General features: G+C 52.7%; 15 protein-coding genes, 2 tRNA genes and 4 rRNA genes. 13 read left to right on the top strand and 8 right to left on the bottom strand.

The genetic code is table 11. From position 1 onward, the window contains the following. Positions 1 to 96 precede the first annotated feature (96 nt). The 12 genes from N7922_RS02575 to N7922_RS02520 all read left to right on the top strand — a co-directional run bounded on the left by N7922_RS02575 (position 97) and on the right by N7922_RS02520 (position 12,151). Positions 97 to 339 carry a YhdT family protein gene (locus N7922_RS02575; protein WP_263099110.1) on the top strand — a complete coding sequence of 81 codons (243 nt, stop codon included), beginning with the start codon at positions 97 to 99 and terminating at the stop codon, positions 337 to 339. Beyond that, positions 329 to 1,780 (top strand): sodium/pantothenate symporter, encoded by a 1,452-nt coding sequence (gene panF, locus N7922_RS02570; RefSeq protein WP_263099109.1) that lies wholly within the window; start codon positions 329 to 331, stop codon positions 1,778 to 1,780. The genes N7922_RS02575 and panF overlap by 11 nt, the downstream gene beginning before the upstream one ends. Before the next feature lie 11 nt (positions 1,781 to 1,791). Continuing rightward, positions 1,792 to 2,673 carry a 50S ribosomal protein L11 methyltransferase gene (gene prmA, locus N7922_RS02565; RefSeq protein ID WP_263099108.1) on the top strand — a complete coding sequence of 294 codons (882 nt, stop codon included), beginning with the start codon at positions 1,792 to 1,794 and terminating at the stop codon, positions 2,671 to 2,673. Between the two features lie 432 nt (positions 2,674 to 3,105). Further along, a complete protein-coding gene (gene dusB, locus N7922_RS02560) occupies positions 3,106 to 4,071 on the top strand; it encodes a tRNA dihydrouridine synthase DusB (RefSeq protein WP_263099107.1) in 966 nt (321 codons plus the stop codon). Between the two features lie 25 nt (positions 4,072 to 4,096). Continuing rightward, positions 4,097 to 4,393 carry a DNA-binding transcriptional regulator Fis gene (gene fis / locus N7922_RS02555; protein ID WP_000462905.1) on the top strand — a complete coding sequence of 99 codons (297 nt, stop codon included), beginning with the start codon at positions 4,097 to 4,099 and terminating at the stop codon, positions 4,391 to 4,393. Between the two features lie 163 nt (positions 4,394 to 4,556). After that, positions 4,557 to 4,718 (top strand): DUF2556 family protein, encoded by a 162-nt coding sequence (locus tag N7922_RS02550; protein ID WP_263099106.1) that lies wholly within the window; start codon positions 4,557 to 4,559, stop codon positions 4,716 to 4,718. A gap of 154 nt (positions 4,719 to 4,872) precedes the next feature. Then, the gene (locus N7922_RS02545) at positions 4,873 to 6,948 is read left to right on the top strand and encodes a putative bifunctional diguanylate cyclase/phosphodiesterase (RefSeq protein WP_263099105.1); all 2,076 of its coding nucleotides are present in this window, start codon (positions 4,873 to 4,875) and stop codon (positions 6,946 to 6,948) included. Between the two features lie 344 nt (positions 6,949 to 7,292). Next, positions 7,293 to 7,514: a hypothetical protein gene (locus N7922_RS02540; RefSeq protein ID WP_263099104.1), complete on the top strand. Its 222-nt coding sequence runs from the start codon at positions 7,293 to 7,295 to the stop codon at positions 7,512 to 7,514. A gap of 477 nt (positions 7,515 to 7,991) precedes the next feature. Continuing rightward, on the top strand, positions 7,992 to 9,017 hold the full coding sequence (locus N7922_RS02535; RefSeq protein ID WP_263099103.1) for an amino acid ABC transporter substrate-binding protein: 1,026 nt from the start codon (positions 7,992 to 7,994) through the stop codon (positions 9,015 to 9,017). Positions 9,018 to 9,089: 72 nt separating this feature from the next. Beyond that, positions 9,090 to 10,271, top strand: a complete 1,182-nt coding sequence (locus N7922_RS02530) for an amino acid ABC transporter permease (protein ID WP_263099102.1) — start codon at positions 9,090 to 9,092, stop codon at positions 10,269 to 10,271. A 9-nt stretch (positions 10,272 to 10,280) separates the two neighbouring features. After that, positions 10,281 to 11,384 carry an amino acid ABC transporter permease gene (locus N7922_RS02525; RefSeq protein WP_263099101.1) on the top strand — a complete coding sequence of 368 codons (1,104 nt, stop codon included), beginning with the start codon at positions 10,281 to 10,283 and terminating at the stop codon, positions 11,382 to 11,384. An 8-nt stretch (positions 11,385 to 11,392) separates the two neighbouring features. Further along, positions 11,393 to 12,151: an amino acid ABC transporter ATP-binding protein gene (locus N7922_RS02520; RefSeq protein ID WP_263099100.1), complete on the top strand. Its 759-nt coding sequence runs from the start codon at positions 11,393 to 11,395 to the stop codon at positions 12,149 to 12,151. A 127-nt stretch (positions 12,152 to 12,278) separates the two neighbouring features. On the opposite strand, the gene rrf (N7922_RS02515) is transcribed toward N7922_RS02520, so the two are convergent. The 6 genes from rrf (N7922_RS02515) to N7922_RS02490 all read right to left on the bottom strand — a co-directional run bounded on the left by rrf (N7922_RS02515) (position 12,279) and on the right by N7922_RS02490 (position 17,573). Further along, positions 12,279 to 12,394, bottom strand: a 5S ribosomal RNA gene (gene rrf, locus N7922_RS02515). A 39-nt stretch (positions 12,395 to 12,433) separates the two neighbouring features. Further along, a tRNA-Thr gene (locus tag N7922_RS02510) sits at positions 12,434 to 12,509 on the bottom strand. 14 nt (positions 12,510 to 12,523) lie between these two features. Beyond that, a 5S ribosomal RNA gene (rrf, locus tag N7922_RS02505) occupies positions 12,524 to 12,639 on the bottom strand. A 93-nt stretch (positions 12,640 to 12,732) separates the two neighbouring features. Next, positions 12,733 to 15,639 (bottom strand): 23S ribosomal RNA (locus tag N7922_RS02500). 231 nt (positions 15,640 to 15,870) lie between these two features. Next, positions 15,871 to 15,946, bottom strand: a tRNA-Glu gene (locus N7922_RS02495). Between the two features lie 85 nt (positions 15,947 to 16,031). After that, positions 16,032 to 17,573, bottom strand: a 16S ribosomal RNA gene (locus N7922_RS02490). The 16S, 23S and 5S rRNA genes sit together here with 2 tRNA genes alongside, the layout of an rRNA operon. Before the next feature lie 473 nt (positions 17,574 to 18,046). On the opposite strand from N7922_RS02490, the gene N7922_RS02485 reads away from it, so the two are divergent. Then, the gene (locus N7922_RS02485) at positions 18,047 to 18,601 is read left to right on the top strand and encodes a gamma carbonic anhydrase family protein (RefSeq protein ID WP_263099099.1); all 555 of its coding nucleotides are present in this window, start codon (positions 18,047 to 18,049) and stop codon (positions 18,599 to 18,601) included. Here N7922_RS02485 and N7922_RS02480 read toward each other — a convergent pair. Together N7922_RS02480 and aroE are read right to left on the bottom strand one after the other, a co-directional pair. Next, complete coding sequence (locus tag N7922_RS02480) at positions 18,577 to 18,834, bottom strand: DUF1488 domain-containing protein (protein WP_263099098.1); 258 nt, start codon at positions 18,832 to 18,834, stop codon at positions 18,577 to 18,579. The genes N7922_RS02485 and N7922_RS02480 overlap by 25 nt on opposite strands. After that, positions 18,831 to 19,649, bottom strand: a complete 819-nt coding sequence (gene aroE, locus N7922_RS02475; RefSeq protein WP_263099097.1) for a shikimate dehydrogenase — start codon at positions 19,647 to 19,649, stop codon at positions 18,831 to 18,833. The genes N7922_RS02480 and aroE overlap by 4 nt, the downstream gene beginning before the upstream one ends. Between the last annotated feature and the right edge of the window lie 3 nt (positions 19,650 to 19,652).

Raw genomic sequence — 19,652 nt, 5'->3', positions numbered from 1 at the left:
ACAAGAGGCCGGATTTTCCGGCCTTTTTTCTTTTTCTCTCCCCTCATCTTTGCCATAGGGTACAATCCCCGCTTTCTTCATCCACAAGGGAATACAATGGACAAGCGTTTTGTTCAGGCCCACAAAGAAGCCCGCTGGGCGCTGTGGCTGACCCTTCTTTATCTGGCTGCCTGGTTAGTGTGTGCTTACCTACCCGATTCCGCGCAGGGATTCACCGGGCTGCCGCGCTGGTTTGAGCTGGCCTGCCTGCTCACGCCATTGGTGTTTATTTTGCTGTGCTGGGCAATGGTGCGTTTTATCTTCCGCGATATCGCCCTGGAGGATAACGATGCAGAATGAAATCATTGCCGTACTGGTTATCTATTTAATTGTGGTTTTTGGCCTCTCTTTCTACGCTATGCGCCAGCGCAGCAGCGGAACCTTCCTGAGCGAGTATTTCCTCGGTAGCCGTTCGATGGGCGGCTTTGTGCTGGCCATGACGCTGACCGCCACCTATGTCAGCGCCAGTTCTTTTATCGGTGGGCCAGGCGCTGCTTATAAATTCGGGCTGGGTTGGGTGCTGTTGGCGATGATCCAGGTGCCGACTATCTGGCTGTCGCTGGGTATTCTTGGCAAGAAGTTCGCCATTCTGGCGCGCCGCTATAACGCCATCACCCTTAACGATATGCTGATGGCGCGCTACCAAAGCCGCGCGGTGGTCTGGATTGCCAGCGTCAGCCTGTTGGTGGCGTTTGTTGGCGCCATTGCGGTGCAGTTTATTGGCGGCGCGCGTTTACTGGAAACCGCTGCCGGCATTAAATACGAAACCGGGCTGCTGATCTTCGGCATTACGATTGCGTTGTACACCGCGTTTGGCGGCTTCCGCGCCAGCGTATTGAACGACACGATGCAAGGAATGGTGATGCTGGTTGGCACCCTGGTGCTGCTGGTCGGGGTGATCCATGCTGCAGGAGGCCTGCACAATGCGGTCGACACCTTGCAACATATCGATCCCAAACTGGTCAGCCCGCACGGCGCGTCGGATATTCTCACCCCGGCATTTATGACCTCATTCTGGGTGCTGGTCTGTTTCGGTGTGATTGGCCTGCCGCACACCGCCGTACGCTGCATCTCGTATAAAGACAGTAAATCCGTGCATCGCGGCATCGTTATCGGCACTGTCGTCATTGCGCTGCTAATGCTCGGCATGCATCTGGCAGGCGCACTGGGCCGTGCCGTGCTGCCTCATCTGTCGGTACCGGATCAGGTGATCCCAACGTTGATGGTTGAAGTGCTGCCGCCCTGGGCGGCGGGTCTGTTTCTCGCTGCGCCGATGGCGGCGATCATGTCGAATGTGAATGCGCATCTGCTGCAGGCTTCCGCGACGATCGTGAAAGATCTGTGGCTCAACGCACAGCCGACTAAAATGCATCATGAGCAGCGGTTGAAACGCATCTCCACGATCACCACCCTGGTGCTTGGGATCCTGATGATGCTGGCGGCATGGCGCCCGCCGGAGATGATCATCTGGCTGAACCTGCTGGCGTTTGGCGGGCTTGAAGCCGTGTTCCTGTGGCCGCTGGTGCTGGGGCTTTACTGGGAGCGCGCGAACGCGGTGGGCGCACTCAGCGCCATGATTGTCGGTGGCGTGCTGTATGCCGTGCTCGCCACCTTTAATATTCAGTACCTGGGCTTCCACCCGATTGTGCCCTCGTTGCTGCTAAGTTTGCTGGCTTTCGTCGTCGGGAACCGTTTTGGTCAACCCGCGCCGCAGGCTCCGACTATCTCTGTTAATCAATAAAGAGTTAAGACATGCCCTGGATCCAACTGAAACTGAACACCACCGGCGCTAACGCCGAAGAGCTGAGCGATGCCCTGATGGAAGCGGGCGCCGTTTCCATTACTTTCCAGGACACGCATGATACGCCGGTGTTCGAGCCATTGCCGGGCGAAACGCGCCTGTGGGGCGATACCGATGTTATCGGCCTGTTCGATGCCGAAACCGAGATGAATGATGTTATCGCCCAACTCGCTTTCCACCCGCTGCTGGGCGCAGGCTTCGCCCACAAGATTGAGCAACTGGAAGATAAAGACTGGGAGCGCGAATGGATGGATAACTTCCACCCGATGCGTTTTGGCGAGCGTCTGTGGATCTGCCCGAGCTGGCGCGATGTCCCGGATCCTAAGGCGGTTAACGTGATGCTCGATCCCGGGCTTGCTTTTGGCACCGGTACTCACCCGACCACGTCGCTGTGCCTGCAATGGCTGGACGGGCTGGATCTTACCGGCAAGACGGTGATCGACTTCGGTTGTGGTTCCGGGATCCTCGCGATCGCCGCTCTGAAGCTTGGCGCGGCAAAAGCGATCGGTATTGATATTGATCCGCAGGCTATTCAGGCAAGCCGCGATAATGCCCAGCGCAATGGCGTGTCTGAACGGCTGGAACTTTATCTGCCGAAAGATCAGCCAGAGGCCATGCAGGCCGATGTGGTGGTCGCCAACATTCTGGCTGGCCCGTTGCGTGAACTGGCGCCGTTAATCAGCGTGCTGCCCGTTGAGGGCGGTTTACTGGGCCTTTCCGGTATCCTTGCCAGCCAGGCGGATAGCGTCTGTGAAGCCTATGCCGACGTCTTCACCCTCGATCCGGTGGTGGAGAAAGAGGAGTGGTGCCGCATCACCGGTCAGAAAAAATAAGCTTCTCAGTGTGGCCTGCGGGCCACGCTTTCAAGCCTTCGTCTTTTTAGTCTTTTACCCACCACAATTCACCCTCAGCCGCCCCAGTAACAACCGCTGCGGGGGTATCGGCTTGTCGAATAATCCCCAAAATTGTCAGGTCAAAAAATGCGAGCAGGTTCGCAAAACCCGCCCTTTTTGCACGAAAAAAAAGCAATCCGCTCGCTTATCTCCCCACAAAAAACGATTACTTGCGTGAATTTATCGCCTTAACAAAATTTTTCTCTTTCTAGTAACCTAATGATAAATATGATTTATTATTTTAAACCCCTGCCGTTGCTGGCGATTCCTTGATCTACAACAGAGGATTGGTCAAAGTTTGGCCTTTCATCTCGTGCGAAAAATGCGTAATATACGCCGCCTTGCAGTCACAGTATGGTCATTTCTTAACTCATGCGCATCGGACACCACCAGCTCAGAAATCGCCTGATCGCAGCGCCGATGGCTGGCATTACTGACAGACCATTCCGGACGTTGTGCTACGAGATGGGAGCCGGTTTAACCGTATCCGAGATGATGTCGTCTAACCCGCAGGTGTGGGAAAGCGACAAATCCCGACTGCGGATGGTGCACATTGATGAACCCGGTATTCGCACCGTGCAAATTGCCGGCAGCGACCCGGATGAAATGGCGGAAGCCGCACGTATTAACGTGGAAAGCGGCGCCCAGATTATTGATATCAATATGGGCTGTCCGGCCAAAAAGGTGAATCGCAAGCTTGCAGGCTCGGCCCTGTTGCAATACCCGGATCTGGTGAAGTCAATCCTGACCACGGTGGTTGCGGCGGTGGATGTCCCTGTCACGCTGAAAATTCGCACTGGCTGGGCTCCGGAACATCGTAACTGCGTAGAAATTGCCCAACTGGCTGAAGATTGTGGCATTCAGGCTCTGACCATTCATGGACGCACTCGCGCCTGTTTGTTCAACGGAGAAGCTGAGTACGACAGTATTCGGGCAGTTAAGCAGAAAGTTTCCATTCCGGTTATCGCGAATGGCGACATTACTGACCCGCTTAAAGCCAGAGCTGTGCTCGACTATACGGGGGCGGATGCCCTGATGATAGGCCGCGCAGCTCAGGGAAGACCCTGGATCTTTCGGGAAATCCAGCATTATCTGGACACTGGGGAGCTGCTGGCCCCGCTGCCTTTGGCAGAGGTTAAGCGCTTGCTTTGCGCGCACGTTCGGGAACTGCATGACTTTTATGGTCAGGCAAAAGGTTATCGAATCGCGCGTAAACACGTCTCCTGGTATCTCCAGGAGCACGCTCCGAATGACCAGTTTCGGCGCACATTCAACGCCATTGAGGATGCCAGCGAACAGCTGGAGGCGTTGGAGGCATACTTCGAAAATTTTGCGTAAACAGAAATAAAGAGCTGACAGAACTATGTTCGAACAACGCGTAAATTCTGACGTACTGACCGTTTCTACCGTTAACTCTCAGGATCAGGTAACCCAAAAACCGCTCCGTGATTCGGTAAAACAGGCACTGAAGAACTATTTTGCTCAACTGAATGGTCAGGATGTTAATGACCTGTATGAGCTGGTACTGGCTGAAGTAGAACAGCCACTGTTGGACATGGTGATGCAATACACCCGTGGTAATCAGACCCGCGCGGCGCTGATGATGGGCATCAACCGCGGCACGCTGCGTAAAAAACTGAAAAAATACGGCATGAACTGATTTTGAATCAGTGAGTTGTATTGATAAAAAGGCGCTAACCGGCATGGGGAAGCGCCTTTTTTATTGCCCGAAATACCCCACAAAACCCCGCTTTCCTCGTCTTTTCACCGTCGTGGATTCGTGTATATTTTCAGCAAATGGTTGCAAGATAGGGAAACACGGAATGATTCGCAAATATTGGTGGCTGGTGGCTTTCGCTCTGTCGATCCTGATTCTGGATGTCGTCATCATGCAATGGATTGAGTATCTGACGACCGAGATTGATAAGTGCCGCAATATGGACTCCGTGAACCCGCTCAAACTGGTGAACTGCGAAAGCTTGTAAGTGGCGGAAACTCGCGACAATAGCGCTTTCACCCTGGCTAACGTTGGGGTTTAAATCGTTTTGAGCCATCCCCTTACGATGATAATGTCTCAGCCCTTTTCGCCCGACGACGGCAGTAATGCGTAACGCCCTTAGTGAATGAGTTGATGACATCATGCTGGTTAGCCAATACGACTATATCCTTGTTGTTGTTTCTTTTATCGTCGCCATCCTGGCCTCCTATACCGCACTGAATATGGCCGGTCGCGTCTCCACCAGCACGGGGGCATCAGCCTGGGTCTGGTTAACAGGCGGCGGCATCGCAATGGGGATCGGCATCTGGGCGATGCATTTTATCGGTATGCTGGCCATGGACATATCAATGAGCATGCGCTACAAACCGCTGCTTACCGTCATATCCATGTTCATTGCCATTGGCTCCTCGCTGTTCGCACTCTGGCTGGTTAGCACGCCACGGCTCCATCTACAGCGCCTGATTCCCGGTTCCATTGTGATGGGGCTTGGCATTGTCGCGATGCACTATACCGGAATGGCTGCCTTGCAGGTCTCACCGGCCATTGTCTGGAATATGAACTGGGTCGCCCTGTCGGTCGTGATTGCGTTGGCGGCGTCTTTTGCCGCGTTGTGGCTCACTTTCCGCTTACGTCATGAAGCCGCACAGGTGGCATTGATGCGCTTTGGCGCCGCCATTCTGATGGGGATCGCCATTGCCGGGATGCATTACACCGGGATGATGGCTGCGCAATTTCCCCAGCAACACGTCATGGGGCATAGCGGCTTTAACAATAACTGGCTGGCGATTCTGGTCAGTATGATGGCGTTCTCGGTGCTGGGCATTACGTTACTGGTGTCGATGTTCGATGCGCGTTTGCAGGCGCGGACGTCGTTGCTGGCAACGTCGCTGGCTGCGGCTAATCGTGAACTGGCGCGCCTGGCCCTGCACGATACGCTGACGCGTTTACCTAACCGCGTATTACTGGAAGACCGCCTTGAGCAGGCTATTACGAAAGCCAAACGCGAAGACTCCCGTTTTGCCCTGATGTTTATGGATCTTGATGGTTTTAAAACCGTCAACGACGCATGGGGCCACGATGTCGGCGATAAGCTTCTGATTGCAGTGACCGACCGCCTGACGCAACAGCTAAAAGGGCAATATACGCTGGCGCGGATCGGCGGCGATGAATTCGTCTTACTGGTAGAAGTCAGTGCGCCTGACGAGGCGGCCACGCTTGCCAATTCCCTGGTGCACGTTATTGATAAGCCGTTCAACATCGATCCCTATGATGTCATGGTCACGCTGAGCGTGGGCATCGCGCTGTATCCGCATGACGGCAAGAGCGAGCGTGAGATGATGTTCAACGCCGACGCAGCGATGTACCACACCAAGCATATGGGGCGTAATGGCTATCATTTTTTCCAGCCGTCAATGAATGCGCTGGCGCAAACGCAGCTCCACTTGCTCAATGATTTATGGTCTGCGCTTGAACATCAGGAATTCCGTCTGGTGTACCAACCTAAATTCAATGCACCTTCAGGCCCGGTGATTGGTTTTGAGGCGCTCCTGCGTTGGGATCATCCACAAAGAGGCCGCCTGACACCGGATGTGTTTCTCCCTTTGGCCGAAAAAACCGGGCTTATCGTCCCATTGGGCAACTGGGTGGTAGATGAGGCCTGCCGACAGCTTAGCGAATGGCGCAAGCAGGGCCGTCTGGCATGGTCAATTGCGGTGAATCTCTCAACGCTTCAGTTTGAGCAATCCTCACTGATCGACACCATCATTACCACGCTCAGGAAGCATGATGTGCCAGCGGACAAGCTGATCCTTGAAGTGACGGAAACCACCGCGATGAGCAACCCGGACGAGAGCGTACGGGTGCTGACAAAACTGACTGAACTGGGTGTAAAGGCGTCTATTGATGATTTCGGTACAGGCTACTCCAGCCTGCTGTATCTGAAACGCCTGCCGGCCAGTGAGCTAAAAATCGATCGCGCATTTGTGCGTGAGCTCAGCCGCAAAGGCGATGACGCCACGATAGTCTCCGCCATCGTGGCACTGGCGAAGACACTGAATCTGAAAGTGGTCGCCGAAGGGGTGGAAACGGAAGAGCAACGCGCGTTCCTCACCGAACTCGGCTGTAATACACTGCAAGGTTATTTACTGGGAAAACCGGTAAGCGCCGAATCCATTACCGAAGAAGCCTGGACTCATCCCGATGATGATATTCGCTAAGGGAAATGAACAGGTTAAATAAAAATGCCTGAGGGCGTTTTTATTTAATCGGAGCGGATAACTGTTTTTATTATTCTCGCGGTGGCGGATGCGTGATGCCTGACTTGCCCTGTCATTAATCAAGACGTTACGCCAGTAAAGAATATATCGTTTATTTCCGGTTCATCTTTTCTGCACGATGACTCATTTATCCGGTTTTATCTCCATGATGTTTACACTGCACATACTTTGAGATTATTACTACAGGGCAAGCCAATATGCCAATGGTAAAATAATGGCATCGGTTCTGGACGGGGTATCGCTATTATTGATACCGGGGATCGTGATTATTTCGAGGTAATATCATGAAAAAACTCATTTCCGTTGCGTTGCTGTCTACTGTTCTGGCTGGCTGCGCTCACGATTCTCCTTGTGTGCCGGTATACGACGATCAAGGCCGCCTGGTACATACCAATACCTGCATGAAAGGGACCACTCAGGACAACTGGGAAACAGCTGGGGCAATAGCCGGTGGTGCCGCCGCGCTGGCCGGTCTGACGCTGGGTATTGTGGCATTAACGAAATGATCTATCGAAAGCGCGGCGCACGCCGCGCTTTTGCTTTATAACGGTGCAACGCTCTCCTCAGGCGTAAATTTTTGGCTTCACAAAGAAGCAATAAAAGAAAAGATCCTTTTCATCCTGCCGGTAAAACCCTCTCTTTTTTATTTCCTTTGCGCCGGGACGTGATTTATTTCACAAAGCAATGCCATTCAATATTTTGCTTATATTCACCCTGGAAACTTGTCTGTTAATTCCCGGTGACAAATGTTCCTTTTTTGCTCCATTTTGTGGCGCAGGTTATAGTTTTGCACCAGCACAGGGCAAAAGTTTTATTTTTTACTGTCTACACTCTCAATATTGCGTGTTCAGCACCCTCAAATGTGCCGTCCGCAAAACTGGCACTACCTTTGCTTTAAAGAGTATGGCCATAGCCACAGACAGGTTTCAGGCGTTTCCCGGACGCCTTATATAACGATAAATTTTCGCCACACAGGATGCATTATGAAAAAGATGATGATCGCCAGCCTGGCCGCCGCCAGCGTGCTGTTTGCCATTGCAAACCAGGCGCACGCGGGCACAACGCTGGATGCCGTGAAAAAGAAAGGCTTTGTACAATGCGGTATCAGCGACGGTCTGCCTGGCTTCTCCTACGCGGATGCTAGCGGTAAATTCACCGGTATCGACGTGGACGTTTGCCGCGGCGTTGCCGCCGCCGTATTCGGTGACGATACAAAAGTTAAATACACCCCGCTGACCGCAAAAGAGCGTTTTACTGCGTTGCAGTCCGGCGAAGTGGATATGCTCTCACGTAACACCACCTGGACCTCCTCGCGCGATGGCGGTATGGGTCTTTCCTTTACTGGCGTCACCTATTATGACGGTATCGGCTTCCTGACGCATAACAAAGCGGGCCTGAAGAGCGCCAAAGAGCTTGATGGCGCAACCGTTTGTATTCAGGCTGGCACCGACACCGAGCTGAACGTGGCGGATTATTTCAAATCCAACAATATGAAATATACGCCGGTCACGTTTGACCGTTCCGACGAATCGGCAAAAGCACTGGAATCAGGCCGTTGCGATACGCTGGCGTCTGACCAGTCTCAGCTGTACGCATTGCGTATTAAATTGAGCAACCCGGCCGAGTGGATCGTACTGCCGGAAGTGATCTCTAAAGAACCTTTGGGCCCGGTTGTTCGCCGCGGCGATGATGACTGGTTCTCCATCGTACGCTGGACGCTGTTCGCCATGCTGAATGCCGAAGAAATGGGCATCAACTCGAAGAACGTCGACGAGAAAGCGGCGAACCCGGCCACGCCGGATATGGCGCACTTGCTGGGCAAAGAGGGCGACTTCGGCAAGGATCTGAGGCTGGATAATAAATGGGCTTATAACATCATCAAGAAAGTCGGTAACTACTCTGAGGTGTTCGAGCGTAACGTCGGTTCTGAGAGCGCGCTGAAAATCAAACGTGGCCAGAACAATCTCTGGAACAACGGCGGCATCCAGTACGCTCCGCCGGTACGCTAATTTGTAAGTGCTGTAACGGGCGTCACTTCGCGTGGCGCCCAGCCCAGAGTCATGGTTACTGAGGTTTTCCCTATGTCCCATCGCCGCCCAACCGTGAAAGGCGCTATCTCCCTTTCAAACCCTGCGGTTCGCGCCTGGCTGTTTCAAATTATTGCGATTGTGGCCGTCGTCGCTATCGCCATCTATTTGATACACAACACTGTTACTAACCTGAATAATCGCGGGATCACCTCCGGCTTTGCCTTCCTCGACCGCGCCGCCGGTTTTGGTATTGTTCAACATCTTATCGATTATGAGCAAGGCGATACCTATGGCCGTGTGTTTCTTGTTGGCCTGCTTAATACGCTGCTGGTATCGGCATTGTGTATTGTTTTCGCGTCTTTCCTTGGCTTTTTCCTGGGTCTTGCGCGTCTTTCAGAAAACTGGCTGCTGCGTAAATTATCGACGATTTATATCGAAACTTTTCGCAATATTCCGCCGCTGTTGCAGATTTTCTTTTGGTACTTTGCGGTGCTGCGTAATTTGCCGGGCCCCCGTCAGGCAGTCAGCGCAATGGATCTTGTCTTTCTGAGCAACCGTGGGTTGTATATTCCTTCCCCCCAGATGGGCGAGGGTGTACTGGCATTTGTTGTTGTCATTGTGATAGCGCTGATCGCCTCTGTCGGTCTGTTCCGCTTCAATAAAGCACACCAGACTAAAACCGGGCAATTACGCAGAACATGGCCAACGGCGCTGGTGCTGATCATTGGCCTGCCGCTGCTGGCGCATTGGGTGTTTGGTGCTGCATTGCACTGGGAAATACCGGAACTGCGCGGGTTTAACTTCAGCGGCGGTATGGTGCTGATCCCGGAACTGGCGGCACTGACCATTGCGCTGTCGGTGTATACCTCTGCGTTTATCGCCGAGATTATTCGCTCTGGCATCCAGTCCGTCCCCCATGGGCAACACGAAGCGGCTCGCTCGCTGGGGCTGCCGAATCCGGTGACACTGCGACAGGTCATTATTCCTCAGGCGCTGCGTGTGATTATTCCGCCGCTGACCAGCCAGTATCTGAATATCGCGAAGAACTCCTCTCTGGCCGCCGCTATCGGCTACCCGGATATGGTGTCGTTGTTTGCCGGTACAGTACTGAACCAGACGGGTCAGGCCATTGAAACGATTGCTATCACGATGTCTGTTTACTTGCTTATCAGCCTGTCGATTTCCCTGCTGATGAACACCTATAACCGTCGCATTGCACTGATTGAGCGCTAAGGAACGAAGATGACAAAAGCTATTCTGTCTCCTGCTACGCGCCCGACACCGGCAGGCAGTAACGGTATTGTGTTATGGGTAAGAAAAAATCTCTTTTCCAGTTGGTCTAACTCTCTGCTGACTCTTTTTTGTCTGTGGTTGATGTGGACATTGATCCCACCACTGTTGGAATGGACGCTGTTCCAGGCAAACTGGGTGGGTTCTACTCGAGCGGATTGCACGAAAGCGGGTGCCTGTTGGGTGTTTATTCATGAGCGTTTTGGCCAGTTTATGTATGGTCTTTATCCTCACGATCAGCGCTGGCGTATTAACCTGGCGTTGATTGTGGGCCTGCTCTCTATTGCACCGATGTTCTGGAAAGCGTTGCCGCACCGTGGCCGCTATATCGCTTGTTGGGCCGTCGTCTATCCGATTGTGGTCTGGTGGCTGATGTTCGGTGGGTTTCTTGGGCTGGATCGTGTTGAGACCCGTCAGTGGGGCGGTTTGACCCTGACGCTGATTATCGCGTCAGTGGGGATTGCCGGCGCATTACCGCTCGGCATTTTGCTGGCGTTGGGTCGTCGTTCGAAGATGCCGGTTGTGCGCGTACTGTCCGTCGTCTTTATTGAGTTCTGGCGCGGCGTTCCGCTGATCACCGTTCTGTTTATGTCCTCCGTAATGCTGCCGCTGTTTATGTCCGAAGGAACCAGCATCGATAAGCTGATCCGTGCGCTGGTCGGGGTGATCCTGTTCCAGTCGGCTTATGTGGCGGAAGTGGTGCGCGGCGGCTTGCAGGCGCTGCCGAAGGGGCAATACGAAGCGGCAGAGTCACTGGCGCTGGGTTACTGGAAAACGCAGGGCTTAGTAATCTTACCGCAGGCCTTGAAGCTGGTGATCCCTGGCCTGGTGAATACCATTATTGCGCTGTTCAAAGATACCAGCCTGGTGATCATCATCGGTCTGTTTGATCTGTTTAGTAGTGTACAGCAGGCCACCGTGGATCCTGCATGGCTTGGCATGTCGACTGAAGGCTATGTCTTTGCTGCATTAGTTTACTGGATTTTTTGTTTTAGCATGTCGCGCTATAGCCAGCATCTGGAGAAGCGCTTTAACACCGGGCGTACACCGCACTGAGGATCCCCATGAGTAATACAATTATGCAATCTGGCGACGCGATGATTACGCTCGAAAATGTGAACAAGTGGTATGGGCAGTTCCATGTCCTGAGAGATATCAATCTGAATGTGAAACAGGGCGAGCGCATTGTGCTTTGCGGCCCTTCAGGTTCGGGAAAATCGACAACGATCCGGTGTATTAACCATCTGGAAGAACATCAGCAGGGGCGGATTGTCGTGGATGGTATCGAGCTGAACGAAGATATCCGCAATATTGAGAAGATCCGTCAGGAAGTCGGTATGGTGTTCCAGCATTTCAATTTATTCCCGCATCTTACGGTACTGCAAAACTGTACGCTGGCACCTATTTGGGTACGTAAGATGCCGAAGAAAGAAGCTGAAGCCTTGGCGATGCACTACCTGGAGCGTGTGCGTATTGCCGAGCATGCGCATAAGTTCCCGGGGCAGATTTCCGGTGGGCAGCAGCAGCGTGTGGCTATCGCCCGTTCGCTGTGCATGAAGCCGAAGATTATGTTGTTTGATGAACCCACTTCTGCACTGGATCCAGAGATGGTAAAAGAGGTACTGGACACCATGATCGGGCTTGCTCAGTCAGGCATGACAATGTTGTGTGTGACGCATGAAATGGGGTTTGCCCGTACTGTAGCTGACCGGGTGATCTTTATGGATCGTGGCGAAATCGTTGAGCAGGCGCCACCTGAAGAATTCTTCGCGAATCCGAAATCAGAACGTACTCGCTCGTTCTTGTCGCAGGTTATTCATTAACTTGTAAGACTGTTTTAGTGAAGGCCACCTGTGCAGGTGGCTTTTTTATTGCCTGTACATCAACAATCTGAGATTGGTACAAAACAAAAGGCCCCGTCTTTCGACGAGGCCTTTTGTTTTAATTGATGCCTGGCAGTTCCCTACTCTCGCATGGGGAGACCCCACACTACCATCGGCGCTACGGCGTTTCACTTCTGAGTTCGGCATGGGGTCAGGTGGGACCACCGCGCTGTTGCCGCCAGGCAAATTCTTTTCTAAGTGCCGAACTTTAACCGTTATAACTGGTGCTGATACCCAGAGTCGAACTGGGGACCTCACCCTTACCAAGGGTGCGCTCTACCAACTGAGCCATATCAGCACGCTAAATTTGATGCCTGGCAATTCCCTACTCTCGCATGGGGAGACCCCACACTACCATCGGCGCTACGGCGTTTCACTTCTGAGTTCGACATGGGGTCAGGTGGGACCACCGCGCTAGTGCCGCCAGGCAAATTCTGTTTATCAGACCGCACACGCGCCCTGATGTTATCTGTATCAAGCTGATTGTCGCGTCTCTCACGCCAAAACATCTTCGGCGTTGTAAGGTTAAGCCTCACGGTTCATTAGTACCGGTTAGCTCAACGCATCGCTGCGCTTACACACCCGGCCTATCAACGTCGTCGTCTTCAACGTTCCTTCAGGAGACTCAAGGTCTCAGGGAGAACTCATCTCGGGGCAAGTTTCGTGCTTAGATGCTTTCAGCACTTATCTCTTCCGCATTTAGCTACCGGGCAGTGCCATTGGCATGACAACCCGAACACCAGTGATGCGTCCACTCCGGTCCTCTCGTACTAGGAGCAGCCCCCCTCAATTCTCCAGCGCCCACGGCAGATAGGGACCGAACTGTCTCACGACGTTCTAAACCCAGCTCGCGTACCACTTTAAATGGCGAACAGCCATACCCTTGGGACCTACTTCAGCCCCAGGATGTGATGAGCCGACATCGAGGTGCCAAACACCGCCGTCGATATGAACTCTTGGGCGGTATCAGCCTGTTATCCCCGGAGTACCTTTTATCCGTTGAGCGATGGCCCTTCCATTCAGAACCACCGGATCACTATGACCTGCTTTCGCACCTGCTCGCGCCGTCACGCTCGCAGTCAAGCCAGCTTATGCCATTGCACTAACCTCCTGATGTCCGACCAGGATTAGCTGACCTTCGTGCTCCTCCGTTACGCTTTAGGAGGAGACCGCCCCAGTCAAACTACCCACCAGACACTGTCCGCAACCCGGATTACGGGTCCACGTTAGAACATCAAACATTAAAGGGTGGTATTTCAAGGTTGGCTCCACGCAGACTGGCGTCCACGCTTCAAAGCCTCCCACCTATCCTACACATCAAGGCTCAATGTTCAGTGTCAAGCTATAGTAAAGGTTCACGGGGTCTTTCCGTCTTGCCGCGGGTACACTGCATCTTCACAGCGAGTTCAATTTCACTGAGTCTCGGGTGGAGACAGCCTGGCCATCATTACGCCATTCGTGCAGGTCGGAACTTACCCGACAAGGAATTTCGCTACCTTAGGACCGTTATAGTTACGGCCGCCGTTTACCGGGGCTTCGATCAAGAGCTTCTCCTTACGGATAACCCCATCAATTAACCTTCCGGCACCGGGCAGGCGTCACACCGTATACGTCCACTTTCGTGTTTGCACAGTGCTGTGTTTTTAATAAACAGTTGCAGCCAGCTGGTATCTTCGACTGATTTCAGCTCCACGGGTAAACCGCTTCACCTACATATCAGCGTGCCTTCTCCCGAAGTTACGGCACCATTTTGCCTAGTTCCTTCACCCGAGTTCTCTCAAGCGCCTTGGTATTCTCTACCTGACCACCTGTGTCGGTTTGGGGTACGATTTCGTGTTACCTGATGCTTAGAGGCTTTTCCTGGAAGCAGGGCATTTGTCACTTCAGCACCGTAGTGCCTCGTCATCACGCCTCAGTGTTAAAGCGCTCCGGATTTGCCTGGAGCACACACCTGCACGCTTAAACCGGGACAACCGTCGCCCGGATGACATAGCCTTCTCCGTCCCCCCTTCGCAGTAACACCAAGTACAGGAATATTAACCTGTTTCCCATCGACTACGCCTTTCGGCCTCGCCTTAGGGGTCGACTCACCCTGCCCCGATTAACGTTGGACAGGAACCCTTGGTCTTCCGGCGAGCGGGCTTTTCACCCGCTTTATCGTTACTTATGTCAGCATTCGCACTTCTGATACCTCCAGCATGCCTCACAGCACACCTTCACAGGCTTACAGAACGCTCCCCTACCCAACAACACATAGTGTCGCTGCCGCAGCTTCGGTGCATGGTTTAGCCCCGTTACATCTTCCGCGCAGGCCGACTCGACCAGTGAGCTATTACGCTTTCTTTAAATGATGGCTGCTTCTAAGCCAACATCCTGGCTGTCTGGGCCTTCCCACATCGTTTCCCACTTAACCATGACTTTGGGACCTTAGCTGGCGGTCTGGGTTGTTTCCCTCTTCACGACGGACGTTAGCACCCGCCGTGTGTCTCCCGTGATAACATTCTCCGGTATTCGCAGTTTGCATCGGGTTGGTAAGCCGGGATGGCCCCCTAGCCGAAACAGTGCTCTACCCCCGGAGATGAATTCACGAGGCGCTACCTAAATAGCTTTCGGGGAGAACCAGCTATCTCCCGGTTTGATTGGCCTTTCACCCCCAGCCACAAGTCATCCGCTAATTTTTCAACATTAGTCGGTTCGGTCCTCCAGTTAGTGTTACCCAACCTTCAACCTGCCCATGGCTAGATCACCGGGTTTCGGGTCTATACCCTGCAACTTAACGCCCAGTTAAGACTCGGTTTCCCTTCGGCTCCCCTATTCGGTTAACCTTGCTACAGAATATAAGTCGCTGACCCATTATACAAAAGGTACGCAGTCACACCCCAAAGGGTGCTCCCACTGCTTGTACGTACACGGTTTCAGGTTCTTTTTCACTCCCCTCGCCGGGGTTCTTTTCGCCTTTCCCTCACGGTACTGGTTCACTATCGGTCAGTCAGGAGTATTTAGCCTTGGAGGATGGTCCCCCCATATTCAGACAGGATACCACGTGTCCCGCCCTACTCATCGAGCTCACAACCTGTGCATTTTTGTGTACGGGGCTGTCACCCTGTATCGCGCGACTTTCCAGACGCTTCCACTAACACACAAGCTGATTCTGGCTCTGGGCTCCTCCCCGTTCGCTCGCCGCTACTGGGGGAATCTCGGTTGATTTCTTTTCCTCGGGGTACTTAGATGTTTCAGTTCCCCCGGTTCGCCTCATTAACCTATGGATTCAGTTAATGATAGTGTGACGAGTCACACTGGGTTTCCCCATTCGGACATCGCCGGTTATAACGGTTCATATCACCTTACCGGCGCTTTTCGCAGATTAGCACGTCCTTCATCGCCTCTGACTGCCAGGGCATCCACCGTGTACGCTTGGTCGCTTAACCTCACAACCCGAAGATGTTTCTTGCGATCCATCATCAGTTGTGAAAATTTGAGAGACTCGCAGAACAGTTCGCACTGTTCTGTGTTTCAATTTTCAGCTTGATCCAGATTTTTAAAGAGCAAATATCTCAAACATGACTCGTGAGTCAGTTTTGAGATACATCGGCCGGTGACTTTCACTCACAAACCAGCAAGTGGCGTCCCCTGGAGGTTTGACCTCATCAGTTAACGCGTGGCGTCCCCTAGGGGATTCGAACCCCTGTTACCGCCGTGAAAGGGCGGTGTCCTGGGCCTCTAGACGAAGGGGACACTGAAGTCTCAATCGCAAGACGCCTTGCTTCTTTCTTTTCATCAGACAATCTGTGTGAGCACTGCAAAGGCAGGTTCTTTAAGGTAAGGAGGTGATCCAACCGCAGGTTCCCCTACGGTTACCTTGTTACGACTTCACCCCAGTCATGAATCACAAAGTGGTAAGCGCCCTCCCGAAGGTTAAGCTACCTACTTCTTTTGCAACCCACTCCCATGGTGTGACGGGCGGTGTGTACAAGGCCCGGGAACGTATTCACCGTGGCATTCTGATCCACGATTACTAGCGATTCCGACTTCATGGAGTCGAGTTGCAGACTCCAATCCGGACTACGACGCACTTTATGAGGTCCGCTTGCTCTCGCGAGGTCGCTTCTCTTTGTATGCGCCATTGTAGCACGTGTGTAGCCCTGGTCGTAAGGGCCATGATGACTTGACGTCATCCCCACCTTCCTCCAGTTTATCACTGGCAGTCTCCTTTGAGTTCCCGGCCGGACCGCTGGCAACAAAGGATAAGGGTTGCGCTCGTTGCGGGACTTAACCCAACATTTCACAACACGAGCTGACGACAGCCATGCAGCACCTGTCTCACAGTTCCCGAAGGCACGTCCCCATCTCTGGAAACTTCTGTGGATGTCAAGACCAGGTAAGGTTCTTCGCGTTGCATCGAATTAAACCACATGCTCCACCGCTTGTGCGGGCCCCCGTCAATTCATTTGAGTTTTAACCTTGCGGCCGTACTCCCCAGGCGGTCGATTTAACGCGTTAGCTCCGGAAGCCACGCCTCAAGGGCACAACCTCCAAATCGACATCGTTTACAGCGTGGACTACCAGGGTATCTAATCCTGTTTGCTCCCCACGCTTTCGCACCTGAGCGTCAGTCTTCGTCCAGGAGGCCGCCTTCGCCACCGGTATTCCTCCAGATCTCTACGCATTTCACCGCTACACCTGGAATTCTACCTCCCTCTACGAGACTCCAGCCTGCCAGTTTCGAATGCAGTTCCCAGGTTGAGCCCGGGGATTTCACATCCGACTTGACAGACCGCCTGCGTGCGCTTTACGCCCAGTAATTCCGATTAACGCTTGCACCCTCCGTATTACCGCGGCTGCTGGCACGGAGTTAGCCGGTGCTTCTTCTGCGGGTAACGTCAATTGCTGTGGTTATTAACCACAACACCTTCCTCCCCGCTGAAAGTACTTTACAACCCGAAGGCCTTCTTCATACACGCGGCATGGCTGCATCAGGCTTGCGCCCATTGTGCAATATTCCCCACTGCTGCCTCCCGTAGGAGTCTGGACCGTGTCTCAGTTCCAGTGTGGCTGGTCATCCTCTCAGACCAGCTAGGGATCGTCGCCTAGGTGAGCCGTTACCCCACCTACTAGCTAATCCCATCTGGGCACATCTGATGGCAAGAGGCCCGAAGGTCCCCCTCTTTGGTCTTGCGACATTATGCGGTATTAGCTACCGTTTCCAGTAGTTATCCCCCTCCATCAGGCAGTTTCCCAGACATTACTCACCCGTCCGCCACTCGTCACCCAAGGAGCAAGCTCCTCTGTGCTACCGTCCGACTTGCATGTGTTAGGCCTGCCGCCAGCGTTCAATCTGAGCCATGATCAAACTCTTCAATTTAAAAGTTTGATGCTCACCGAATTAAACTTCGTAATGAATTACGTGTTCACTCGTGAGACTTGGTATTCATTTAGCGTCCTGAGACGTTAAGAATCCATGTCACTTTGAGTGCCCACACAGATTGTCTGATAAATTTTTAAAGAGCAGTTGCGACGCGCCTTGGCGCTCTGTCGCGAGGTGGCGTATATTACGCTTTCCTCTTTCAGAGTCAACCCTGATTTTCAGGATTTTTCTCTTTCGTTGTTTCGACTATCTCGTGAAGTGATTCACGTTGTCGTGTCAACGGAGGCGCATTATAGGGATCCCAATTTTAAGCACAAGTCTTTTTGCGATCTTTTTTTCTAAGTGCTGTTTTTTCATTCTTTTCGCTGCGATCCCGTACGATCTGCTCAAATAATGATGTGCAAATGGCTTGCAGAAGATCTTTCTTCCGATCAAAGTCATTATCTGGGTCAGTTTTTGATGAGGTAATTATGTCTGCTGCTTTACGTCCATATAAAGATCTTTTCCCTCGCGTTGGTCAGCGAGTCATGGTCGATGCCACGAGTGTGGTCATTGGCGATGTCCGAATCGCGGACGACGTTGGAATCTGGCCATTAGTCGTGATCCGGGGTGATGTGAATTATGTAGAGATAGGCGCGCGCAGCAATATTCAGGATGGCAGCGTTCTGCATGTCACACATAAATCATCATCTAATCCTGAAGGCGATCCACTGATTATTGGTGAAGATGTTACTGTGGGACATAAAGTGATGTTGCACGGTTGTTCTATTGGTAATCGGGTTCTGGTCGGTATGGGATCGATTTTACTTGATGGCGCCATAATAGAAGATGACGTAATGATCGGAGCTGGCAGCCTGGTGCCGCAAAATAAGCGCCTTGAGAGCGGCTACCTTTATCTGGGAAGCCCGGTAAAACAAATCCGCCCCCTGAAAGAAGCGGAAATAGAAGGACTGAAATACTCCGCAAATAACTATGTGAAGTGGAAAGACGAATATATTAATCAGGACAGCCAGACAACGCCCTGATCATCTTCTTCTTGCTGGCGGATACGTTGCTCCGCCTCCTCTTCTAAATCCCAACGATATTCACAAAACAGCGCCAGATGCTCTTCTGGCGCTGCACTACCAAAACGCCGCGCCAGCACTTCGCCTTTGATTGCACAGATCAGTTGCATGCCGTTGACCAGTGCAGGGAAAAAGACCGCCTGTGCTGCGACGTTCCACTCTTCACGATCCGGAAACTGAATAGCCTGATTCATTTCGCCAGTTCCAGCTTCAGGGTGTTAATGACGGGTTCAACGTCAGGCAGTACACCATGCCACAACAGCACGGCATGGGCCGCTTGCCCCACCAGCATTCCCAAGCCATCGGCACAATTCTTCGCACCCAGTTTTTCGCACCAGGTAAGGAATGGCGTATTCCCCTTCTGATAAAACATGTCGTAGCAATATGTCTGAGGATGAATGATGGCTTCTGGCAATGCGGGAATGTCCCCACCAATCCCGCTGGAGGTAGCATTAATGATGAGATCGAATTTATGGTCGGACAAATCATCCATGGCTACCGCATCAACACTTCCCGTATGGGCGAAGAGTCGGGCCAATTCTTCTGCCCGAGACCCTGTACGATTAGTGATGGTTACCGCGCAGCCCAGCGAAAGCAAAGGAAGCAATACACCGCGCGCGGCACCACCCGCGCCGATCAGCAGAATGCGAAAACCCGGGCGGATAAATGCCAGACGTTCGAGATCGCTCAGCAGGCCAATTCCATCCGTGTTGTCTCCAAGCAGGCGTCCATCCTCGAGTCGCTTGAGCGTATTGACCGCTCCTGCAAGCGCCGCACGTTCGGTCAGTTCATCAGCGCGAGCAAAGGCTTCTTCTTTGAAGGGCACCGTAATATTGGCCCCTTTTCCGCCACCGGCAAAAAAAGCCTCCATCGTATTTACAAAGTCATTCACCGGCGCAAGCACACGGCCATATTGGTGCTCAATACACAGTTGCGTAGCGAACTGCTGATGAATAAAAGGCGATTTGCTATGCGCGATGGGATTACCAAAAACTGCATAGGATTCCATATG

Source organism: Kosakonia sp. ML.JS2a, assembly GCF_025642095.1.
Taxonomy (GTDB): Bacteria; Pseudomonadota; Gammaproteobacteria; order Enterobacterales; family Enterobacteriaceae.
Note: the sequence above shows the minus strand (reverse complement) of the source record. Positions and strands in the feature narration are given on the sequence as shown.